This window comes from Streptomyces sp. NBC_01233, from assembly GCF_035989305.1.
Lineage (GTDB): Bacteria > Actinomycetota > Actinomycetes > Streptomycetales > Streptomycetaceae > Streptomyces.
In genome coordinates this window covers 1290342-1308042 of the sequence record NZ_CP108514.1, presented here as the reverse complement: position 1 = coordinate 1308042, position 17701 = coordinate 1290342, and the positions used below count along the sequence as shown (strand labels likewise).

General features: G+C 71.8%; 18 protein-coding genes. 6 read left to right on the top strand and 12 right to left on the bottom strand.

From position 1 onward, the window contains the following. Positions 1–34: 34 nt before the first annotated feature. The gene (locus tag OG332_RS06430) at positions 35–1540 is read left to right on the top strand and encodes an FAD-dependent oxidoreductase (RefSeq protein ID WP_327412531.1); all 1506 of its coding nucleotides are present in this window, start codon (positions 35–37) and stop codon (positions 1538–1540) included. Here OG332_RS06430 and OG332_RS06425 read toward each other — a convergent pair. Continuing rightward, positions 1447–2571, bottom strand: a complete 1125-nt coding sequence (locus tag OG332_RS06425) for an ATP-dependent DNA ligase (protein WP_327412530.1) — start codon at positions 2569–2571, stop codon at positions 1447–1449. The two genes, OG332_RS06430 and OG332_RS06425, sit on opposite strands and share 94 nt — an antisense overlap. A gap of 75 nt (positions 2572–2646) precedes the next feature. Between OG332_RS06425 and ligD the strand changes: the two genes are divergently transcribed. Both ligD and OG332_RS06415 read left to right on the top strand, forming a co-directional pair. Continuing rightward, positions 2647–3666, top strand: a complete 1020-nt coding sequence (gene ligD / locus OG332_RS06420) for a non-homologous end-joining DNA ligase (protein WP_327412529.1) — start codon at positions 2647–2649, stop codon at positions 3664–3666. Between the two features lie 229 nt (positions 3667–3895). Continuing rightward, entirely contained in the window at positions 3896–4522 is a 627-nt protein-coding gene (locus OG332_RS06415; protein WP_327412528.1) for an alpha/beta hydrolase, read from the top strand. A gap of 9 nt (positions 4523–4531) precedes the next feature. Here the strand turns inward: OG332_RS06415 and OG332_RS06410 are convergent, their stop codons facing one another. Then, positions 4532–5194: a TetR/AcrR family transcriptional regulator gene (locus tag OG332_RS06410; RefSeq protein ID WP_327412527.1), complete on the bottom strand. Its 663-nt coding sequence runs from the start codon at positions 5192–5194 to the stop codon at positions 4532–4534. 200 nt (positions 5195–5394) lie between these two features. Here OG332_RS06410 and OG332_RS06405 point away from each other — a divergent pair, with 200 nt between their 5' ends. Then, positions 5395–5640, top strand: coding sequence for a WhiB family transcriptional regulator (locus tag OG332_RS06405; protein WP_327412526.1), 246 nt, complete (start codon positions 5395–5397; stop codon positions 5638–5640). Here OG332_RS06405 and OG332_RS06400 read toward each other — a convergent pair whose 3' ends face one another. From OG332_RS06400 to OG332_RS06370, 7 genes are all read right to left on the bottom strand, one after another. Next, positions 5641–6219 (bottom strand): hypothetical protein, encoded by a 579-nt coding sequence (locus OG332_RS06400; protein ID WP_327412525.1) that lies wholly within the window; start codon positions 6217–6219, stop codon positions 5641–5643. It abuts the gene before it with no gap. Further along, the gene (locus OG332_RS06395) at positions 6216–6860 is read right to left on the bottom strand and encodes a hypothetical protein (protein WP_327412524.1); all 645 of its coding nucleotides are present in this window, start codon (positions 6858–6860) and stop codon (positions 6216–6218) included. Before OG332_RS06395 ends, OG332_RS06400 begins: the two co-directional genes overlap by 4 nt. Further along, positions 6839–7972 carry a hypothetical protein gene (locus OG332_RS06390; RefSeq protein ID WP_327412523.1) on the bottom strand — a complete coding sequence of 378 codons (1134 nt, stop codon included), beginning with the start codon at positions 7970–7972 and terminating at the stop codon, positions 6839–6841. The genes OG332_RS06395 and OG332_RS06390 overlap by 22 nt, the downstream gene beginning before the upstream one ends. Beyond that, positions 7965–8267 (bottom strand): hypothetical protein, encoded by a 303-nt coding sequence (locus OG332_RS06385; protein WP_327412522.1) that lies wholly within the window; start codon positions 8265–8267, stop codon positions 7965–7967. The genes OG332_RS06390 and OG332_RS06385 overlap by 8 nt, the downstream gene beginning before the upstream one ends. Before the next feature lie 72 nt (positions 8268–8339). After that, on the bottom strand, positions 8340–9311 hold the full coding sequence (locus OG332_RS06380) for an acyl-ACP desaturase (RefSeq protein WP_319721368.1): 972 nt from the start codon (positions 9309–9311) through the stop codon (positions 8340–8342). A gap of 276 nt (positions 9312–9587) precedes the next feature. Further along, a complete protein-coding gene (locus tag OG332_RS06375; protein ID WP_327412521.1) occupies positions 9588–11228 on the bottom strand; it encodes an ABC-F family ATP-binding cassette domain-containing protein in 1641 nt (546 codons plus the stop codon). Between the two features lie 203 nt (positions 11229–11431). Then, a complete protein-coding gene (locus tag OG332_RS06370; protein WP_327412520.1) occupies positions 11432–11848 on the bottom strand; it encodes an SsgA family sporulation/cell division regulator in 417 nt (138 codons plus the stop codon). A gap of 361 nt (positions 11849–12209) precedes the next feature. Between OG332_RS06370 and OG332_RS06365 the strand changes: the two genes are divergently transcribed. Continuing rightward, complete coding sequence (locus tag OG332_RS06365; protein WP_327412519.1) at positions 12210–13322, top strand: WD40/YVTN/BNR-like repeat-containing protein; 1113 nt, start codon at positions 12210–12212, stop codon at positions 13320–13322. Between the two features lie 37 nt (positions 13323–13359). Here the strand turns inward: OG332_RS06365 and OG332_RS06360 are convergent, their stop codons facing one another. Next, positions 13360–13659: a YciI family protein gene (locus OG332_RS06360; RefSeq protein ID WP_327412518.1), complete on the bottom strand. Its 300-nt coding sequence runs from the start codon at positions 13657–13659 to the stop codon at positions 13360–13362. Positions 13660–13685: 26 nt separating this feature from the next. Between OG332_RS06360 and OG332_RS06355 the strand changes: the two genes are divergently transcribed. Beyond that, entirely contained in the window at positions 13686–14366 is a 681-nt protein-coding gene (locus OG332_RS06355; RefSeq protein ID WP_327412517.1) for an endonuclease V, read from the top strand. A gap of 25 nt (positions 14367–14391) precedes the next feature. Here the strand turns inward: OG332_RS06355 and OG332_RS06350 are convergent, their stop codons facing one another. Beyond that, complete coding sequence (locus OG332_RS06350) at positions 14392–15591, bottom strand: saccharopine dehydrogenase family protein (protein ID WP_327412516.1); 1200 nt, start codon at positions 15589–15591, stop codon at positions 14392–14394. Between the two features lie 198 nt (positions 15592–15789). After that, positions 15790–17403 (bottom strand): PKD domain-containing protein, encoded by a 1614-nt coding sequence (locus OG332_RS06345; RefSeq protein WP_327412515.1) that lies wholly within the window; start codon positions 17401–17403, stop codon positions 15790–15792. Positions 17404–17701 lie beyond the last annotated feature (298 nt).

The following is a 17701-nucleotide window of genomic DNA, read 5'->3' as shown; positions in this document are numbered from 1 at the left end:
GGTCCAACGGTCCAATGGTTCGGGGGGACGCTCCATGGCACACGTTCTGGTCATCGGCGCAGGAGTGGGAGGGCTGGCCACGGCCCTGCTCGCCGCGCGGCACGGACACACGGCGGAACTCTTCGAGCGCGACACTCGCGCTCCGGGCACCGCCCTCGACCGCGACTTCTTCGGCTGGCGCCGGCCGACCGTACCGCAGGCGGTCCAGCCGCACGTGCTGCTCGGGGCCGCACGCACCGTCCTGCGGGACGAACTGCCCGACGTCTACGCGGAGATGCTCGCACTCGGCGCCCGGGAGCGGCACGAGCTGGACTGGTTCGAGGTGCGGCCCCCCACCCTCCCCGGCGACGAGGACCTCGTCATGCTCCAGGCCCGGCGCATCGTGCTGGAGAGCGCGCTGACCACGGCCCTGCGCGCGGAGGCGGGTGTCGTCGTCCGGTACGGGGAGCCGGTCACCGGACTGACCACCCTCCCGGGGCCGACCGAAGCCCTGGAGGTCCACGTGACGGGAGTGGCCACCGAGGCCGGGAGTTACGAGGGCGACCTCGTCGTGGACGCGGGCGGGCGGCGCGGGGGCGTCGAGCGCAGGCTGGCCGAGGCGGGCTGCCGGCCGCCCGTCGTGGAACGGCACCGCACGGGGCTCGCGTACTTCTGCCGCTGGTACAGGCTGCCCGAAGGCACGGACGAAGGGCCGCGCCGGCCCTGGGCGGTGACCGGCGGGGCCTTCGCCGGGTGCGCGGTGTTCCCGGCCGACAACCGGGTCTTCGCGGTGACGTTGTTCGTGCACACCTCGGACGCCACCCGCTCGGCGCTGCGCGACCCCGCCGTCTTCGAGCGCGCGGCCCGAGCCTTCCCGCCCGGTGCGGCCTGGCTGGCCCGCGGCGCCGAGCCGCTGTCCGACGTACGGGCCACGGCGAGCCTGGACAACCGGTGGAGCGCGCTGGTCGACGAGCGGGGCCCGGTGGTGACCGGGCTGGTCCCGGTCGGCGACTCGATCACGCACACCAATCCGACCCTGGGGCAGGGCACCTCGCTCGCGCTGTGGGCCGCGCGCAGGGTGGCCCGTACGGTGCACCGGGACCCGGGGTCGGCCCGGTTCGCCGTCGGCCACCACGACTGGGCGGTGCGCACGCTGAAGCCGTGGTTCGACTTCCAGGTGGTCGCCGACGCGGCCATCGGGGAGCGCTTCGCGACCCGGGCCGGGCGTACGGGCACGGCGCGCGAGGTGGCCGCGCTGTTCGACTGCGCACTGGAGGACCCCGCGGTGATGCGGGCGCGGGCGAGGGTCCGGCACCTGGCCGAGCCGCCGGAGCGGGCGTACGCGGATCCGGAGATCAAGGCCCGGGTGGCGCGCTGGCTCGCCGCGCGGCCGGACTACGTCCCGCACGAGGCGGGGCCGGACCGGGCGGCGTGGGAGAAGCTGACGGCGGGGCCGGAGCGGGGCGCTCAGCCGGCGGCGCCTCCGGTACCGGAGGCGCCGGCCGTACCGGAAGCACCGCCGGTACCGGCGGCCGGGCCGAGCACTTCGGCGAGGTCGTAGCCGACGACCTCCTCCAGCTGGGTGTAGGTGCAGCTCTCCGGTGTCCGGTCCTCCCGCCAGCGGCGGAACTGGGCGGTGTGCCGGAAGCGGTCGCCCTCCATGTGGTCGTACTTCACCTCGACGACCCGCTCGGGGCGCAGCGGCACCCAGGACAGGTCCTTCTTGCCGGTCCAGCGGCTCTGCGCGCCCGGCAACCGGGCGCTCTCGTGGGCCGACTCCTCTGCCCAGGCGGCCCACGGATGTCCGGCCGGGTCCGGCATCCGCAGGGGTTCGAGCTCCTCCACCAGCTCTGCGCGGCGCTTCATGGGGAAGGCCGCGCAGACGCCCACGTGCTGGAGGGTGCCGTGGGCGTCGTACAGACCGAGGAGCAGCGATCCGACAATCGGACCGCTCTTGTGGAAACGGAAACCCGCGACGACGACGTCGGCGGTACGTTCGTGCTTGATCTTGAACATGAGGCGGGCGTCGGGCCGGTAGAGGAGATCGAGCGGTTTGGCGATCACTCCGTCGAGCCCGGCGCCCTCGAACCGCTCGAACCACTCCTGCGCGAGCGCGGGATCGGTGGTCGCGGGCGCGAGGTGGACGGGGGGCCGAGCAGTGGAGAGCGACCGGACCAGGGCGGCACGGCGGCCGGTGAGCGGCGTGTCGAGGAGTGACTCGTCGCCCAGCGCGAGCAGGTCGAAGGCGACGAAGCTGGCGGGGGTGGTCTCGGCCAGCAGGGCGACACGGGACTGCGCGGGATGGATCCGCTCGGTCAGCCGGTCGAAATCGAGCCGCCCGCCGTGAACGATCACGATCTCGCCGTCGACGACGCAGCGGTCCGGCAGATTGTCCTTCAGTGCCTGCGCCAGCTCGGGAAAGTACCGGGTCAGCGTCTTGCCCGTACGGCTGCCGATCTCGATCTCGTCGCCGTCGCGATGGACGATGGCCCGGAAGCCGTCCCACTTGGCCTCGTACTGCATGCCGGGCGGGATCTTCGCCACGGACTTGGCGAGCATCGGTTTCACGGGCGGCATCACTGGCAGATCCATGCCTTCGATTCTGCGGTGGTACGTCCGGCCGCGCCCGGTATGCGCCCTCGCCCGGGCCCGCCTACCGTGGCGCACATGGGTGCTGCCGGTAATGCGATCGAGCTGGACGCGGGCGGGCGGACGGTACGGCTGTCCAGCCCGGACAAGGTGTACTTCCCGGAGCGCGGCCTCACCAAGCGGCACGTGGCCGAGTACTACCTGGCCGTCGCGGACGGCATCACGCGAGCCCTGCGCAACCGGCCCACGACCCTGGAACGCTTCCCGGACGGTGTGGAGGGCGAGTCCTTCTTCCAGAAGAGGGCGCCGAAGAACCTCCCCGAGTGGATCCCGACCGCCCACATCTCCTTCCCGAGCGGCCGCTCGGCCGACGAGATCTGCCCGACCGAGCCGGCCGCCGTCCTGTGGGCCGCCAACCTGGGCTGCCTCACCTTCCACCCCTGGCCGGTACGCCGCGAGGACACCGACCGCCCCGACGAACTGCGCATCGACCTGGACCCGCAGCCGGGGACCGACTACCACCACGCGGTGGCGGCCGCCCACGAGCTGCGCGCCCTGCTGGAGGAACTGGGCCTGCGCGGCTGGCCCAAGACCTCGGGCGGCCGCGGGCTGCACGTCTTCGTGCCGATCGCCCCGCGCTGGACCTTCACCGAGGTCCGCCGGTGCGCCATCGCCCTCGGCCGGGAACTCGAACGCCGGATGCCGGGCAAGGTCACGACGGCCTGGTGGAAGGAGGAACGCGGCGAGCGGATCTTCGTCGACTACAACCAGACGGCCCGCGACCGCACGATCGCCTCCGCCTACTCCATCCGCCCCCGCCCGCACGCCCCGGTCTCGGCGCCGCTGCGCTGGGACGAGGTGGACGACGCGGAGCCGCGCGACTTCGACATCGTGACGATGCCGGCCCGCTTCGCCGAACTGGGCGACCTGCACGCCGACATGGACGAACACGCCTTCGCCCTGGACCCCGTACTGGAACTCGCGGACCGCGACGAACACGAGCACGGCCTGGGCGACATGCCCTACCCGCCGGACTATCCGAAGATGCCGGGCGAACCCAAACGCGTCCAGCCCAGCCGCGCCAAGCACGAGGACTGACGTCCGCCCTTCCGTCGCTGGTCTGCCTCGGGGTGGCGCTGCCCGGTGGAGACGGCCACCACCCCATCGCCACCTTCGACCGCATCCGCACCGCCCTGCATGCCCTTCCGGCGGACACCGCGTCGGCCGCTGAGACGATCGGACCCGTTGCCCAGGCACCCGAACCCAAGCGCCGCTGGCGGCGGCGACACGGCTGATCGCCGCACAACCAGCCGCCCTGGCCGCCCACTTGCCCACGCACGGCCATGACGAACGGGGGCTGGGGGAGTCCGGCGGCCGCGCCTCCACGATCCTCGACTACCGCGCCATCATCCGCCGACTGCACGCGGAGCACGGCGACTTCTCGGCCGTCGTGGCCCACTCCTTCGGCGTGCTCGCCACCTTCTCCATGCTGCGGGACGGCGTACGGGCCGACCGCGTCGTCGGCATCGGAGGCGTGGCGGACTTCGACTACCTCCTGGACCGGTTCTGCGCACGGCTGAGCCTGGGCGGGTCGGTCGGGCGCGCCCTGCGCATCCACGTCGAGCGCCGGCTGTTCCCCGGCGAACCCGACATCCGGCATCGCCTCGACGCCGCCCGCCGTTCCGCGGACATGCGGGCGCCGATCCTGCTCGTCCACGACGCGGACGACGACGTGGCCGCCCTCTCCCGGTCCCGGGCGATCGCCGACGCCTACGGCCCGCAGGTTCGCCTGATCGAGACCGCCGGCCTGGGCCATCGACGCATCCTGGCCGACCCCGAAGTCATGGCGAAAGCCGTCGAGTTCGCGATGTCCGAGGCGGGGTCCGAGCCCGACTTGGACTCCGACTCCGACTCCGAGTCGACGTCTGCGTCTGCGTCCGCGCGACGCGAGTGAGGAGCGGAGTCAGGAAGGAGCGGTGAAGGCAGGCGGCCGTTCCGGGAGTTCGTCCGGAGCGGCCGCCACCGCACGCAGCCGGCCGAGGATCCCCCGGCCGGCCCGTTCGTACGCCATCGGGTCCCCGTGCAGGACGGAATGCGCGTTGGCGAGCTCCATCAGGGCGATCAACTCGAAGGCGAGCTGCGGCACGTCCGACGCATCTGCCGCGTCCCGGAACCCGCCGGCCAGCCGCGCCTCGTCGAGGACCCGCTCCACGTAACGCGTCCAGTCGGACCGCACCTTGGCGATCTCGTCACGTACGGGGCCGGGGCGTGCGTCGAACTCCGCGGAGACGGAGTAGAAGAAGCAGCCACCGGGGAAGACGCGGCGCCCGGAGTAGTCGAGCCAGCCCTTACACATCCGCCATACCTTGGCGAGACCGGCGGGTTCCGCGCGCACGGGCCGTACGACCTGGTCGACGAACACGTCGACGGCGGCGCGGAGGGTGGCGAGCTGCAGGTCCTCCTTGGAGCCGAAGAGGGCGAAGACCCCACTCTTGCTCAGGCCGAGATCCGCGGCGATCTTCCTCAGGGACAGGCCTTCGAGGCCGTCCACGGAGGCGACGTTCATCGTCCGCTCCAGAACGGTCCGCCGTGTCTGGTTGCCGCGTTCCACGCGTCCGTCAGCCATGGCCCCATCTTGCCGAACGCACGGTCGTTCACTCAGTGACGAGGGACAGGTCCACTGTCAGTGGGGGATGCGATGATCGAACGGATCGGCGAAGAGATGTTCGTCCGGGTCATGGCCGGCGGGTTGCCGACGGCGGGGCCGTGACCGGTGTTGATCAGGCGTTGATCGGACGTCCATCGGGGGCCGCCAGTATCTGCGGCATGTCTATGAACACCACTACCGCAGCCACGGACACCGCCTGGTACGAACTCGCCCTGTGCGCCCAGACGGGCCCTGGCTTCTTCTTCCCGGAGCCGGGCTCGTCGCTGCGCGACGCGAAGCGGCTGTGCGGGGCGTGCGAGGGGCGGGCGGCGTGCCTGGAGTACGCCCTGGCCAATGACGAGCGCTTCGGCGTCTGGGGCGGCCTCTCGGAAGCCGAACGCCTCGCCCTCCGCCCCCGCCACTGATCAGGTCCGGGTCCCCTTGCCGCTTCGCCCCATCAATCCGGCCCGCCGGGCCAGTCCGTCGTCGCCCCCGACCCACGCCTCGCCGGACACGGTGTTGAGCACGACCCGCACCGGATGGTGTCCCCCCACGGGCGACGCGACTCCCCCGAAGCGAGGGTCCCCGGCGAACCAGATCGTTCCGCTTCCCCCGTTCTCCCGGTCTGTGAGTTGAACGGGGAAGGGGAACATGCGCAGCGCTGGCGAGAAGTCCTGCGTGAACGCGACCGCGATGAGCGAGGGACGCTGCGCAACGTGCTGGCAGGACAGCTCGCGCCAGGGGTACGCCTGGAGCACGGAAGCGACACGTCGCCGGGTGCAGTACGCGATGACGACGACCGGGAGGAACGGGATGATGGCGATGACCACGGCACTGAGTGGGACAACGGCTTGTGTGATCACATGCAGCCGCAGGCCCGCCGACAGGATGACGAAGGTGGACGTCAAGCCCACCATCCAGGCGCCGCGACGGAACGCCATCCGCTTGTAGCCGGCTGCGGTCGGGGGGTGGTCCCACGCCACTTTGGTGCGCGGGGCTGTCACAGGAGCACCTCCAGAATGCGCGATGTGCCTGGCAGGGGCGGGGGACTGGCCTCGGGGTCGGGGTCGGAGAAGCTGATCGTGTACGTGACGGCTTCCAGGATGCTGGTGTAGGCCTCAGCATTGCTGACCGCAGCGCTGGTCAGGTCCAGGATGATGACGTGCCGTCCTTGCGCGTCCGCGGTGATCGCCCTGGCCTGAAACAGTTGGTCGTTCACTCCGGGCGGTGAAATCAGTCCAGCGACCAGGTAGCAGGGGAGCGACGAAGGCAGCTCGATGACCCTGCGCGCTGCTTTGCCCCAGAGTGCGGAGCGGGAGATGGCCAGGGATGTCTGCGCGACGGCCACACCGGGGTTCGGGTGTTGGGCATGCCGAACGGTCAGGGAGAAGAACGACGTCGACACGCCGAGGACGTCGTCCGGATGCAGGCCGATCGAGGTGTGGACGACGTGGTGGGCCTGGAGGCTGTTCAGTCCACCCATGAGCCGTGCGATGTCGACCATTGCCGCCGGACTCCCGAGGGCATCAGCCATGCAATCCAAGGCCTGCCGGTCGCCAGGACCGATGGTGTGGAAGCCGGGCGGGAGCCGAAACCAGAGCGGTGGAACCGCAACGTCACTCATCACGGCCTCATCGCCGACCATACGCTGGCCGATTTTGCGGCTGCTGAGGGTCCGTCGTCCAAAACGCCGCGGGCACCATCCACAGCGGTAGAAGCGTGCTCGACGGATTCGCTGTCCGATACATAGCCAGCGCTTGCCGTCACCGCCCCGAGAGTTGGTGCGGCCAGGCCCACAGCCTTGGTGACGGTTGGGTTGGTGGTCCGAACCCCCCAAGTGATCAACGGGTTGTCGACCTCCTGGATGGCGAGGCCCGTCGACCATGTCGTGCTGCGGAAGGAGGCTGATCCCGCGCTCAGGCCGGTCAGGGCGCTGGCCTCGGGGGCGGCGGCCATGGCGGCGCGGGCGGCCAGGGTGCCCGCCTTGGCGCCCGAGGCGACCGCGGCGACGCCCGGGACCGTGCCGGCGACGTCGCCCAGGAGGGTCACGCCGCTCTTCCAGAAGTCCGCGTCGAACTCGCCCTTCGTGGCCCCGTCCACCAGCGGTTTGCGGAACTTCGGGTCCGCCAGGTGCGTGGTCAGGGCCGCCAGGGACAGGCCGCCCGCGACCAGCATCACCGCCAGGCCCGCGGGCGGGCAGAACAGTGCCACGCCGGCACCGATCGCGCCCAGGACCGCCGACGCGTTCGACAAGGCGTCGCCCGGGTCGTCCACGATCTTGTGCCAGATCGAGGCCAGCATGCCCGGTTCCTTCGGGGCCAGCCGGTCCGTCGCCGCGGTCAGCGTCCGGGCGACGCGGCTCGCCGCCGCCGCGTGTTCGGCGGCGAGTTCGCGGGCCAGGCGGCGGGTGTCGGACAGGGCTTCGTCCGTCTTGGCCGCGGCGGCCTGGGCCTCGTAGCGGGCGGCCAGTGCGCGGTGCGCGACCAGGGTCTCGTGCCAGCCGGTGAGTCGGCGGGCGGCCTCCGCGAGGGAGGTGTGGGCCGCGCCCAGGTAGCGGGGGAGGTCCTGTGAGAGGGAGGCGCGGAAGGCGGTCGCGGCCTCGCCCTGCCACTGCGAGCTGTGGGAGACGAGGTCCTTCACGACGCGGGAGGCCTCCCCGAGGGAGTGCGCCGACGTGGCGAGCTTCTTCGTCAGGGCCAGGACCGCGGCCGGATTGCCGGGCGCCGGGTCGAAGCCCAGCGCCGCGTGCTCAGCCATGCGAGGCCACCGCCCGGCGGAAGGCCGCGCGGACGGCCTCCTCCAGCTCCGCGTACTCCGCGGCGCTGCGGTCCACGCCCTCCCGCACGGTCTTGACCCGTTTGGCCAGCTCCCGCGTGCCGTGGGCCCACCGTTCCTGGAAGCCGTCGCACGCCGCGTCGAGATCGGCCGTGCCCAGCTGGTCGGGCCGTACGTGGTCCAGCGCGCGCCGCGCCTCCCGCAGGGAGACCAGCGAGGAGTCCAGGGCGCGCGTCAGACGGGTCAGCTGGTCGATGTCCACCTGGAGCGAGGTCATGACGCGAAACCCTGGCAGAGCACGGCTCTGCCAGGGGAATCGGCATCACTCGCCCGAGCGAGCGGAAACAGGTCAGCCCTTGCGGGCCGCGATCCGTGCCGCGCGGGCGGCCAGGCGCTCGTCGAACTTGCGGGCCTCGCTGTCCAGGCCGTTCATGAACAGGCCGAGCTCCTCCTGGGCCTTCTGGCCCTCGGGGCCGAGGCCGTCGATGTCCATGATCTTCAGGAAGCGGATCACGGGGCTCAGTACGTCGTCGTGGTGGATCCGCAGGTTGTAGACCCCGCCGATCGCCATCTGGGCGGCCATCCGCTCGAAGCCGGGCATGCCGTGTCCGGGCATCCGGAAGTTGACCACGACGTCCCGGACGGCCTGCATGGTCAGGTCCGGGGCGAGCTCGAAGGCCGCGCCCAGCAGGTTGCGGTAGAAGACCATGTGCAGGTTCTCGTCCTGCGCGATGCGCGCCAGCATCCGGTCGCAGACCGGGTCACCGGACTGGTGGCCGGTGTTGCGGTGCGAGATGCGGGTGGCGAGCTCCTGGAAGGCCACGTACGCCACCGAGTGCAGCATGGAGTGGCGGTTGTCGGACTCGAAACCCTCCGACATGTGCTGCATGCGGAACGCTTCCAGCTTGTCCGGGTCCACGGCGCGCGAGGCCAGCAGGTAGTCGCGCATCACGATGCCGTGGCGGCCCTCCTCGGCCGTCCAGCGGTGCACCCAGGTGCCCCAGGCGCCGTTGCGCCCGAAGAGGGTGGCGATCTCGTGGTGGTAGCTGGGGAGGTTGTCCTCGGTCAGCAGGTTCACGACGAGTGCGATCTTGCCGATGTCGGTGACCTTGGACTGCTCCGGGTCCCAGGCCTCGCCGTCTTCGAAGAAGCCCGGGAAGTTCCGGCCGTCGCTCCACGGGACGTACTCGTGGGGCATCCAGTCCTTGGTGACCTTCAGATGGCGGTTGAGCTCCTTCTCGACCACCTCTTCCAGCGCGAACAGCAGCTTGGCGTCGGTCCACGCCTCCGAGCTGCCGAGGTGGGGAGAGGTGATCGTCACGGGTACTCCTGGGTGCAAAGCGAATTACCTACGGTTCCGTAGCTTACGGAGTCGTAGGTTAAGCGCGACATCAAGGCCAGCCAAGCCCCGGGCGGGTGTATGTCCAGTTACATCCAGTTATCTGTGCAGTTTACGGTGGGTGTGAGAGGTGTTTGAAGGGGCAAAATCACGCCGTCAGGTGGATTGAAAGCTTTACTTTTGACGGCCGGAACGGGTTCCGCTTCGCCGCCGCCCACGGCGTCGGGGGTCCGTGGGCGGCGGCGCGAGCGGGCTCGCTCACTCGTGCCACAGTGTTTCCCGGACCTCCTCGGCCGTGGTCGGCCGCAGCTCGCCGTCCAGCAGCAGCCACCGCGTGACGCCGATCGACTCCAGGAACGGCACGTCGTGGCTCGCCACCACCAGGGCGCCCTCGTAGGACTCCAGCGCCTCCGTCAGCTGCCGCACGCTCGACAGGTCCAGGTTGTTCGTGGGCTCGTCGAGCATGAGCAGCTGCGGGGCGGGCTCCGCCAGCAGCAGGGCCGCCAGCGCCGCCCGGAACCGCTCGCCGCCCGACAGGGTGCCGGCCGGCCGGTCCGCCCGGGCGCCCCGGAACAGGAAGTGCGCGAGCCGCGCCCGGATCAGGTTGTTCGTGGCCTGCGGGGCGAACCGTGCCACGTTCTCCACGACCGACCGGCTCTCGTCGAGCACGTCCAGCCGCTGCGGCAGGAACCGCGTGGTCACATGCGCCACCGCCGCCCCGGACTCCGGTGCGAGCTGCCCCGCGACCGTGCGCAGCAGCGTGGTCTTCCCCGAGCCGTTGCGGCCCACCAGGGCGATCCGCTCCGGACCCCGAAGCTCCCACTCGCCCGGTACGGAGGCCCCGTGGGCCAGGCGCAGACCGCTCAGGGTCAGCACCCGGCGCCCCGGCGGGACCCGGGTGGCGGGCAGATCGATCCGGATCTCGTCGTCGTCGCGCACCGCCTCCACCGCCTGGTCCAGCCGCTCCTTCGCCTGCGCCAGCTTCTCGGTGTGCATGATCCGGTGCTTGCCGGCCGACTCCTGCGCCGCCCGCTTGCGCGCACCCATCACGATCTTCGGCTCGCGCTTGTTCTCGAACATCTTCTGGCCGTACCGCTTGCGCCGCGCCAGTTTGACCTGCGCGTCGGCCAGTTCGCGCTTCTGCCGCTGTACGTCGGCCTCCGCGACCCGGACCATCCGCCCGGCAGCCTCCTGTTCGGCGGCGAGCATCTCCTCGTAGTCGCTGAAGTTCCCTCCGTACCAGCGGACTTCGCCGTCGCGCAGATCGGCGATCTGATCGACCCGCTCCAGCAGCTCCCGGTCGTGGCTGACCACGAGCATCACCCCGGACCAGGACTCGACGGCCGCGTACAGGCGGCCCCGGGCGCGCAGGTCCAGGTTGTTGGTGGGCTCGTCCAGCAGCAGGACGTCGGGACGCGCGAGCAGCAGCGCGGCCAGCCGCAGCAGCACGGACTCGCCGCCCGAGAGCTCGCCGACGGTGCGGTCCAGGCCGATTCCGGCGAGACCGAGCTGGTCGAGCGTGGCCAGGGCCCGCTCCTCCACGTCCCAGTCGTCGCCGACGGCGGTGAAGTTCGCCTCGGTGGCCTCGCCCGCCTCGATGGCGTGGAGGGCGGCGCGGGCGGTGTGGATGCCGAGCGCCTCGTCCACGCGCAGCGCGGTGTCGAGGGTGACCGTCTGGGGGAGGTGGCCGACCGAGCCGGTGACGGCCGACTGGCCCCCGGTCGGGGTCAGTTCACCGGCGATCAGCTTCAGCAGGGTGGACTTCCCGCAGCCGTTGAGTCCGATCAGGCCGGTGCGGCCGGGGCCGACGGCGAGTTGGAACCCGTCGAAGACGGGAGTGCCGTCGGGCCAGTCGAAGGACAGGGCGGAGCAGGTGATGAAAGCAGGGGCGTGGCTCATGGAGGCCTCCAGGTTGCGTGAGTGGTGCGTGCAACGCGGGGAGACAGCCGACGCTCAGCCGGTGACGACGGGGGTCACGGTGGTCGGTGGTCGGTGTCTCGAACCTCAGACGAGCAATGTCCTGCTCCGTTTCGACGGCAATGGGTCGTCAACGAAGCTACGGGCGGCCGGAGCCGCCCGCAATCGAAATAGCCGTCGGCGGGTCAGCAGGTGTCGCGCATCAGCTCGGCCAGGCTGTGGTCCATGTCGAGGTAGAGGTGCTCCAGGCCCGGCGCCACCACGGCCGCCGCCCGCTCCAGGAAGCGGTGCAGCTCGGCCGTCAGCATCAGCACGATCGCGACGCCCTCCGCCGCATGGAACTCGATGGTCGTCCGGTCGCCGTCGTACGGGCGCACGCGGACGTCGCCACGGCCCGACGGACGGTCCAGCCCGGACTCCAGCAGCTCGCGGGAGAAGGTCCACGAGACCTCGACCCCCTCCAGCGTCGCCGGGGCGGGGAAGGCCATCCGCACGGCGAAAGGATCCGCACGGTCGTAGCAGAGGGTGACGGGCACGGTCTCGACCTTCGGCGCGGTGGCGACCAGACGGGCCTGTGCGGCCTGCTCGATGACAGTGATCAAGGCTCACTCCCTTGCGGCGGATCTGCTGCCGGGCCGTGGGGTGGAGCCCGGCAACCCGATAGACGCCGGAATCGGCAAATCCGTGCATGGGCCGTTGCGTGAGCTGTGTCACCGATTGGCTGGAACCCATCTGTGTGATCGCACAGAGTGACCGGGGGAGCGGAGATGCCCGAAGGAGGACCAGTGGTTCCCGCAGGGCCCGCAGGGGCCGCAGAAGGGCTGGTTACCGCTCACTCCACAGGCGCAAGGCACCTCCCGCGTCCCCGCTGAGCACCCTCCCGTCCGCGGTGGCCGCGCGGGGCCGGGGAGGCGCTCTGGACGGCGAATCCGGGGTGCGTTAGCTTCCGGCGCCATGAGACTTATGAGAGTTGGAGTGGGCCTGTGCGCGGCAGCCCTGGTGGTGGGGGCGTCGGCCGCCCCCGCCCCCGCCCACGCCGGGGCGGACCCGGCCCGGGAACCGTCCGCCGGGGCCCCGCCGGCGCAGGAGTTACGGGGCGCCGGCTGGGCGCTGAAGGAGACCGGGAAGACCGCACGCTTCCGGGGGCTCGCGGCGGTCAGCCGGAGCACGGCCTGGGTGGCCGGTTCCCAGGGGACCGTGCTGCGCACCCTGGACGGCGGGCGCAGCTGGCAGGACGTCTCGCCGCCCGGAGCGGTCGCGGAGGGGCTGGAGCTGCGCGACATCGAGGCCTTCGACGCGCGGCGCGCGGTGGCCCTGTCCATCGGGGAGGGCGAGGCCTCCAGGGTGCTGCGCACCGAGGACGGCGGCGCCACCTGGACCGAGACCTTCCGCAACCCCGACCCGCGCGCCTTCTACGACTGCCTGACCTTCTTCGACGCCCGGCACGGACTGGCGATGAGCGATCCGGTGGACGGCAGGTTCCGCATCCTGTCCACGGACGACGGCGGGCGGAACTGGCGGGTCCTGCCGGCCGAGGGCATGCCCGAGGCGCTGCCCGGCGAGGCGGGCTTCGCCGCGAGCGGCCAGTGCCTGGTCAGCGCGGGCCCGCGGGACGTCTGGCTGGCCACGGGCGGCGGGGCGAGCGCGCGGGTCCTGCACTCCGCGGACCGCGGTCTGACCTGGCGGGTCGCCGAATCCACCGTCCCGGCCGGCGATCCGGCGCGCGGGGTCTTCGCCCTCGCCTTCCGCGACCGTACGAGGGGACTCGCGGTCGGCGGCGACTACCGCACCGGGCAGGCCTCCCCGCAGGCCGCGGCCGTCTCCTCCGACGGGGGACGCACCTGGAGCCAGGCGGCGGCTCCGCCGCCCGCCTACCGCTCGGGCGCGGCCTGGTTCCCGTACAGCCGGGGGACGGCCCTCGCGGTGGGGCCGACGGGCACGGACGTGACCACAAACGGCGGCCGTAGCTGGCGGCCGCTGGAGCCGGGGTCCTTCGACACGGTCGACTGTGCGGCGGACACGGGATGCTGGGCGGCGGGGGAGAAGGGGCGGGTGGCGCGGCTGGAGCGGCGCTGACCGTTCGCGCCCTCCACCGGCTGCGCCGTCGCGCCGGCTACGCCACCGGGTTCTCCCGCACCGTCGCGAGGTCCGACGAGGTCTTCGTGGCGATGAACTCGGTGATGCGGTAGGCGCAGACGCCCGCCACCGTGAAGGGGTCCTCGGCCGCGATCTTCTCGATCTCGGCCCGGGACACCCCGCCGGCCAGGATCACGCCACCGTCGCGCGGGACCTTGCGCCCCGACGCGAGGAAGACACCCGCCGCGTAGTAGCCGTCCAGCCAGGCGACGTGGGCGTCCATCTCCTCTTCGACGGCCTCGACGGGTGCGGTGTAGGTGAGCTCCATGACGAACATGATCGCCAGGCTACTCTCGCTCCATCATGACGAGTGTGAAGACCCCCGCCGACGAGGCCGAGGCCCGGGCGATACAGGACGAACTACGCCATCAGGTCGTGCTCACCGAGCCCGGCCCCCCACCCGGCCGCGGGCTGGTCGCGGGAGTGGACGTGGCCTACGACGACGAGCGCGACCTGGTCGCCGCCGCGGCCGTGGTGCTCGACGCCGCCACCCTGGAGGTCGTCGAGGAGGCCACCGCAGTCGGGCACGTCAGCTTCCCGTACGTACCCGGGCTGCTCGCCTTCCGCGAGCTGCCGACCGTACTGGCCGCCCTCGACGCCCTGACCACCGGGCCCGGCCTCGTGGTCTGCGACGGCTACGGCCTCGCCCACCCGCGCGGCTTCGGCCTCGCCTGCCACCTCGGCGTGGTCACCGGGCTCCCGGCGATCGGCGTCGCGAAGAATCCGTTCACCTTCACCTACGAGGAACCGGGCGCCCGGCGGGGCGACGCCGCCGCGCTGCTCGCGGCCGACGGGGCCGAGGTCGGGCGGGCGCTGCGGACGCAGGACGGGATCAAGCCGGTCTACGTCTCCGTAGGGCACCGGGTCTCGCTGGACAACGCCTGCGCGCACGTCCTGGCCCTGAGCCCCCGCTTCCGGATCCCCGAGACCACCCGGCACGCCGACTCCCTGTGCCGGCGCGCCCTGCGCGAGGCCACCGCCTAGAAGGCTGCCCGGTCCACCGCACACGTCAGCGGGCGTCGGCCACCCGGAAGGCGATCCCCGCCTTCTGCAGGCGGGCGATGAGGGCGTCGCCCATCGCCACGGCCGTCGTCAGCTGTCCGGCGGCCTCGGGCAGGGCGTCGTAGGCCAGGCACAGCGCCGACTCCGCCAGCATCTTCGCCGTCTCCGTGTAGCCCGGGTCGCCGCCCGACACCTCGGTGAGCACCCGCCGGCCGCCGCCCTCGCCCACGAACCGCAGGCTGAACCAGCTGCGCGCTCGGCGCTCCGCGTCCGGCCCCGCGCCCGGCTCCCAGCGGTTCATCAGCCACTGCCGGGCCGGCGGCACCTGGGCCAGGGCCACCGTCGCGCCCAGCGCCGCCGTACCGCCGACCGCGACCGGGAGGTGCTTGACGGAGGCGTAGTGCCGGTAGCGGAAGTCCGGGCCGTACCGCTCCAGGGCGGCCGCCGAACGGGCCACGATCCGCGGGTCCAGGGTGGGCAGGGGCATCGCCCAGGTGCCGGTCTCCCGGCTGAACCGCGGCGCGCCCACCGGCCCGCGGGCCCGCCGCCCCAGCAGCCGGGGTTCGTGCAGCCGGCGCTGCCGGGCGGCCGCCATGGTCTGGGGGCCGCGGGACAGCGCGGTCAGCGCGGAGGCCAGGGTCCCGCCGGAGAAGAGGGCGTTGGACCGTACGAACCCGTCGACCGTCAGCGGCACGCCTTCCGGCAGCTGCCGGACCGTGAAGTAGGCCCCGAGGTCGGCGGGGATCGAGTCGAAGCCGCAGGCGTGGACAAGCCGCGCACCGGTCTCCCGGGCCCGCGCGTCGTGCTCCACGTACATCCGGTCCACGAACTCCGGCTCGCCGGTGAGGTCCACGTAGTCCGTGCCCGCCTCGGCGCAGGCGGCCACGAGTTCCGCCCCGTACCAGACGTACGGCCCCACGGTCGTGGCCAGCACCCGCGTGGAGGCGGCGAGCTCGCGCAGGGCCCCGGCGTTGGCCGCGTCCGCCCGCAGCAGCGGCAGCCCCGCGCACGCGGGATCGATCGCGGCCAGCCGCTCGCGCAGCCGCTCCAGCTTCGCGAGGTCCCGGCCGGCGAGGGCCCACCGGCAGCCGGCGGGCGCGTGCGCGGCCAGGTACTCGGCGGTGAGCGCCCCGACGAACCCCGTGGCGCCGAAGAGCACGACGTCGTAGGCCCGTTCCGGTCGGTCCTGCGGGACCCGTGCGTTCATGAGCGCTCCTCCCAGGTGGCGGCGGTGGTGCCGGTGGCCGAGGCTAGCGTGACGCTCGACCGCCCGTGCGAGCAGGTGTGACGAGAACCGCTCGTGGCGGGCGTCGCCTGCGGCAAGAACCGCCTGCGACGAGAACAGCGCCCCGGGAACGGCCTTGCGGCCGCGCCCGGGGCGCTGCGAGAACCGCCTGTCGGCGGATCAGCCCTGCTGGTACAGGCCGAAGAGGTCGACGATGAGGTCGGTGTCCTCCCAGCCCTGGTTCCAGAAGTCGATGATGCCGTTGGTCCCGGTGCTCGCCTGGACCAGGTTCGGGACGGTGTCGCCCTTCGTCCAGTTCAGGTTCGAGGAGTTGGGCGGCGTCGGCCAGAACTCCGTGCCGTTGTCGTAGTCGTCGATCGAGTTCGGGTCCGGGGTGACCGTGAGGAACCCGTCGCCGTTCGTGTTCGTGACCGTGGAGTTCATCACGAAGCCCGTGATGCTCGGCTCCCCGAACGAGAGCGGCATGAAGACGTAGCTACGGGCGCCCAGCGGGCCCCAGGCCCACATCTCCGAGTCGCGGGTGTCGAGCAGGCGCTCCGGCTCGAGCGGCACGAAGGCGCTCGTGCTGTCCTTGCTGTAGAAGCCCACGACGTCGACGACGACGTCGGTGCCCGCCCAGGCGCCGTTGAAGACGCTGATCTTGCCGTCCGCGCCGACGGGCACGATCACCGAGTTGGCGACCGTCTGACCGGGGGTGAAGTTGAGGTTCGACGCGGTCGGGGTGGCGCCGCCGCTCGGGAAGACCGACAGGTGGCCGGCTTCCTTCGGGTTGGTGACCGTCACGTTGAGCGCCACGGCGGTGATGCCCTGGGGCACGTCGCGCAGGCCGCCGATCTGGGTGGAGAACGTCTTGCGCCCACCGAGCTGGCCCTTGACCGTGCCGAGGCCCTCGCGGGTGTCGACGAAGCGGGACGGGGTGATCGGGGTGTAGCCGCTGGACGCGGTGGAGCTGAAGTAGCCCGTGACGTCCGCGATCAGGTCGACCGACTGCGAGCCGCGGTTGGCGAGCTCGACGTAGCCGTTCTTGCCGACCGGCACGATGACCAGGTTCGGGACGGTCTGGCCGGCCTTGAAGTTGACGTTCGACGTGGTCGGACGGGTGGTGCCCTCGGCGAAGGCCGTGATGTGCCCGGCGGCCGTGGTGTTGGTGACGGTGATGTTGAGGACCACCGCGGTGACCCCGGCGGGGATCGTGCCGTTGCCGCCGACCTTCACGCGGGTCGAGCTGTACGGGGCGACCTTGCCCTTGACCGCGCCGGTCCCGTCGCGGGTGTCCAGCAGGCGGGTGGGGGCGTACGGGGTGAAGTCCGAGCCCTGGGTGACGAACACGACCTGGTTCACGGCCGAGACGGCGTTCGCGGCGTCCTTGACGGTGGCCTTGACCGTGTAGGAGCCGACCTCGGCGTAGGTGTGCGGCGTGGTCAGCGTGGTCTCGCCGGAAGCGCTGAGCGTGTCCGACTTCCCGTCGCCCCAGTCGATGACGACCTCGAGCGTGCCGGGGGCGCTCGTGATGACGGTGTCCAGCTCGACCCCGTGCGCCGTGGTGCCGTAGGCGTACACGGCGACCGCGAGGTCGGGGTTGGCGGCGACGGACAGCGACTGCGGAGCGGCGGCCGCACCGGTCTTGCCGGCGGGCAGGGCCTTGCGGACCGAGCGCTCGGCGGGGCTGGTGAAGGTGTGGCCCTTCGACCTGGAACCCTTGGCGCTGCCCAGGTCCAGGTCGGGAACGGTCGCACCGTGGGCGTCGGGCTGGGCCGGGTCGGCCTGTGCCACGCCCGGTATGAGACCAACGCCTGCCGCGATGGCGGCGGCGGAAATTACAAGTCGGCGACTGCGCACCGGCCCCCCATTATTTCTGGTTGAACGCTTGAACAAGTTCGAAAGCGTGCTCAGAGTACACAGCCGCGCGGCGATTGATCAGGGGGGTGACCCCACATCCTGACCTTTGCTTTTCCTGATCGCGCCACTCGGACGCCGAGCGATACCGGCCCAACGCCGCCCGGGGGCTTGTGCTCGGTGGAACACGTTCCTAGCATCACTGGTGTTACATCAGTTGTGTCACACAGTCGCA

Excerpts from the sequence above, each read along its gene's own strand:
- OG332_RS06375 (WP_327412521.1), bottom strand. The coding sequence starts at position 11,228 with ATGAGCCACGCCCCTGCTTTCATCACCTGCTCCGCCCTGTCCTTCGAC.
- OG332_RS06350 (WP_327412516.1), bottom strand. The coding sequence starts at position 15,591 with ATGAACGCACGGGTCCCGCAGGACCGACCGGAACGGGCCTACGACGTC.
- OG332_RS06360 (WP_327412518.1), bottom strand. The coding sequence starts at position 13,659 with ATGTTCGTCATGGAGCTCACCTACACCGCACCCGTCGAGGCCGTCGAA.
- OG332_RS06410 (WP_327412527.1), bottom strand. The coding sequence starts at position 5,194 with ATGGCTGACGGACGCGTGGAACGCGGCAACCAGACACGGCGGACCGTT.
- OG332_RS06355 (WP_327412517.1), top strand. The coding sequence starts at position 13,686 with ATGACGAGTGTGAAGACCCCCGCCGACGAGGCCGAGGCCCGGGCGATA.
- ligD (WP_327412529.1), top strand. The coding sequence starts at position 2,647 with ATGGGTGCTGCCGGTAATGCGATCGAGCTGGACGCGGGCGGGCGGACG.
- OG332_RS06390 (WP_327412523.1), bottom strand. The coding sequence starts at position 7,972 with ATGGCTGAGCACGCGGCGCTGGGCTTCGACCCGGCGCCCGGCAATCCG.
- OG332_RS06405 (WP_327412526.1), top strand. The coding sequence starts at position 5,395 with ATGTCTATGAACACCACTACCGCAGCCACGGACACCGCCTGGTACGAA.
- OG332_RS06425 (WP_327412530.1), bottom strand. The coding sequence starts at position 2,571 with ATGGATCTGCCAGTGATGCCGCCCGTGAAACCGATGCTCGCCAAGTCC.
- OG332_RS06430 (WP_327412531.1), top strand. The coding sequence starts at position 35 with ATGGCACACGTTCTGGTCATCGGCGCAGGAGTGGGAGGGCTGGCCACG.
- OG332_RS06365 (WP_327412519.1), top strand. The coding sequence starts at position 12,210 with ATGAGAGTTGGAGTGGGCCTGTGCGCGGCAGCCCTGGTGGTGGGGGCG.
- OG332_RS06385 (WP_327412522.1), bottom strand. The coding sequence starts at position 8,267 with ATGACCTCGCTCCAGGTGGACATCGACCAGCTGACCCGTCTGACGCGC.
- OG332_RS06395 (WP_327412524.1), bottom strand. The coding sequence starts at position 6,860 with ATGGTCGGCGATGAGGCCGTGATGAGTGACGTTGCGGTTCCACCGCTC.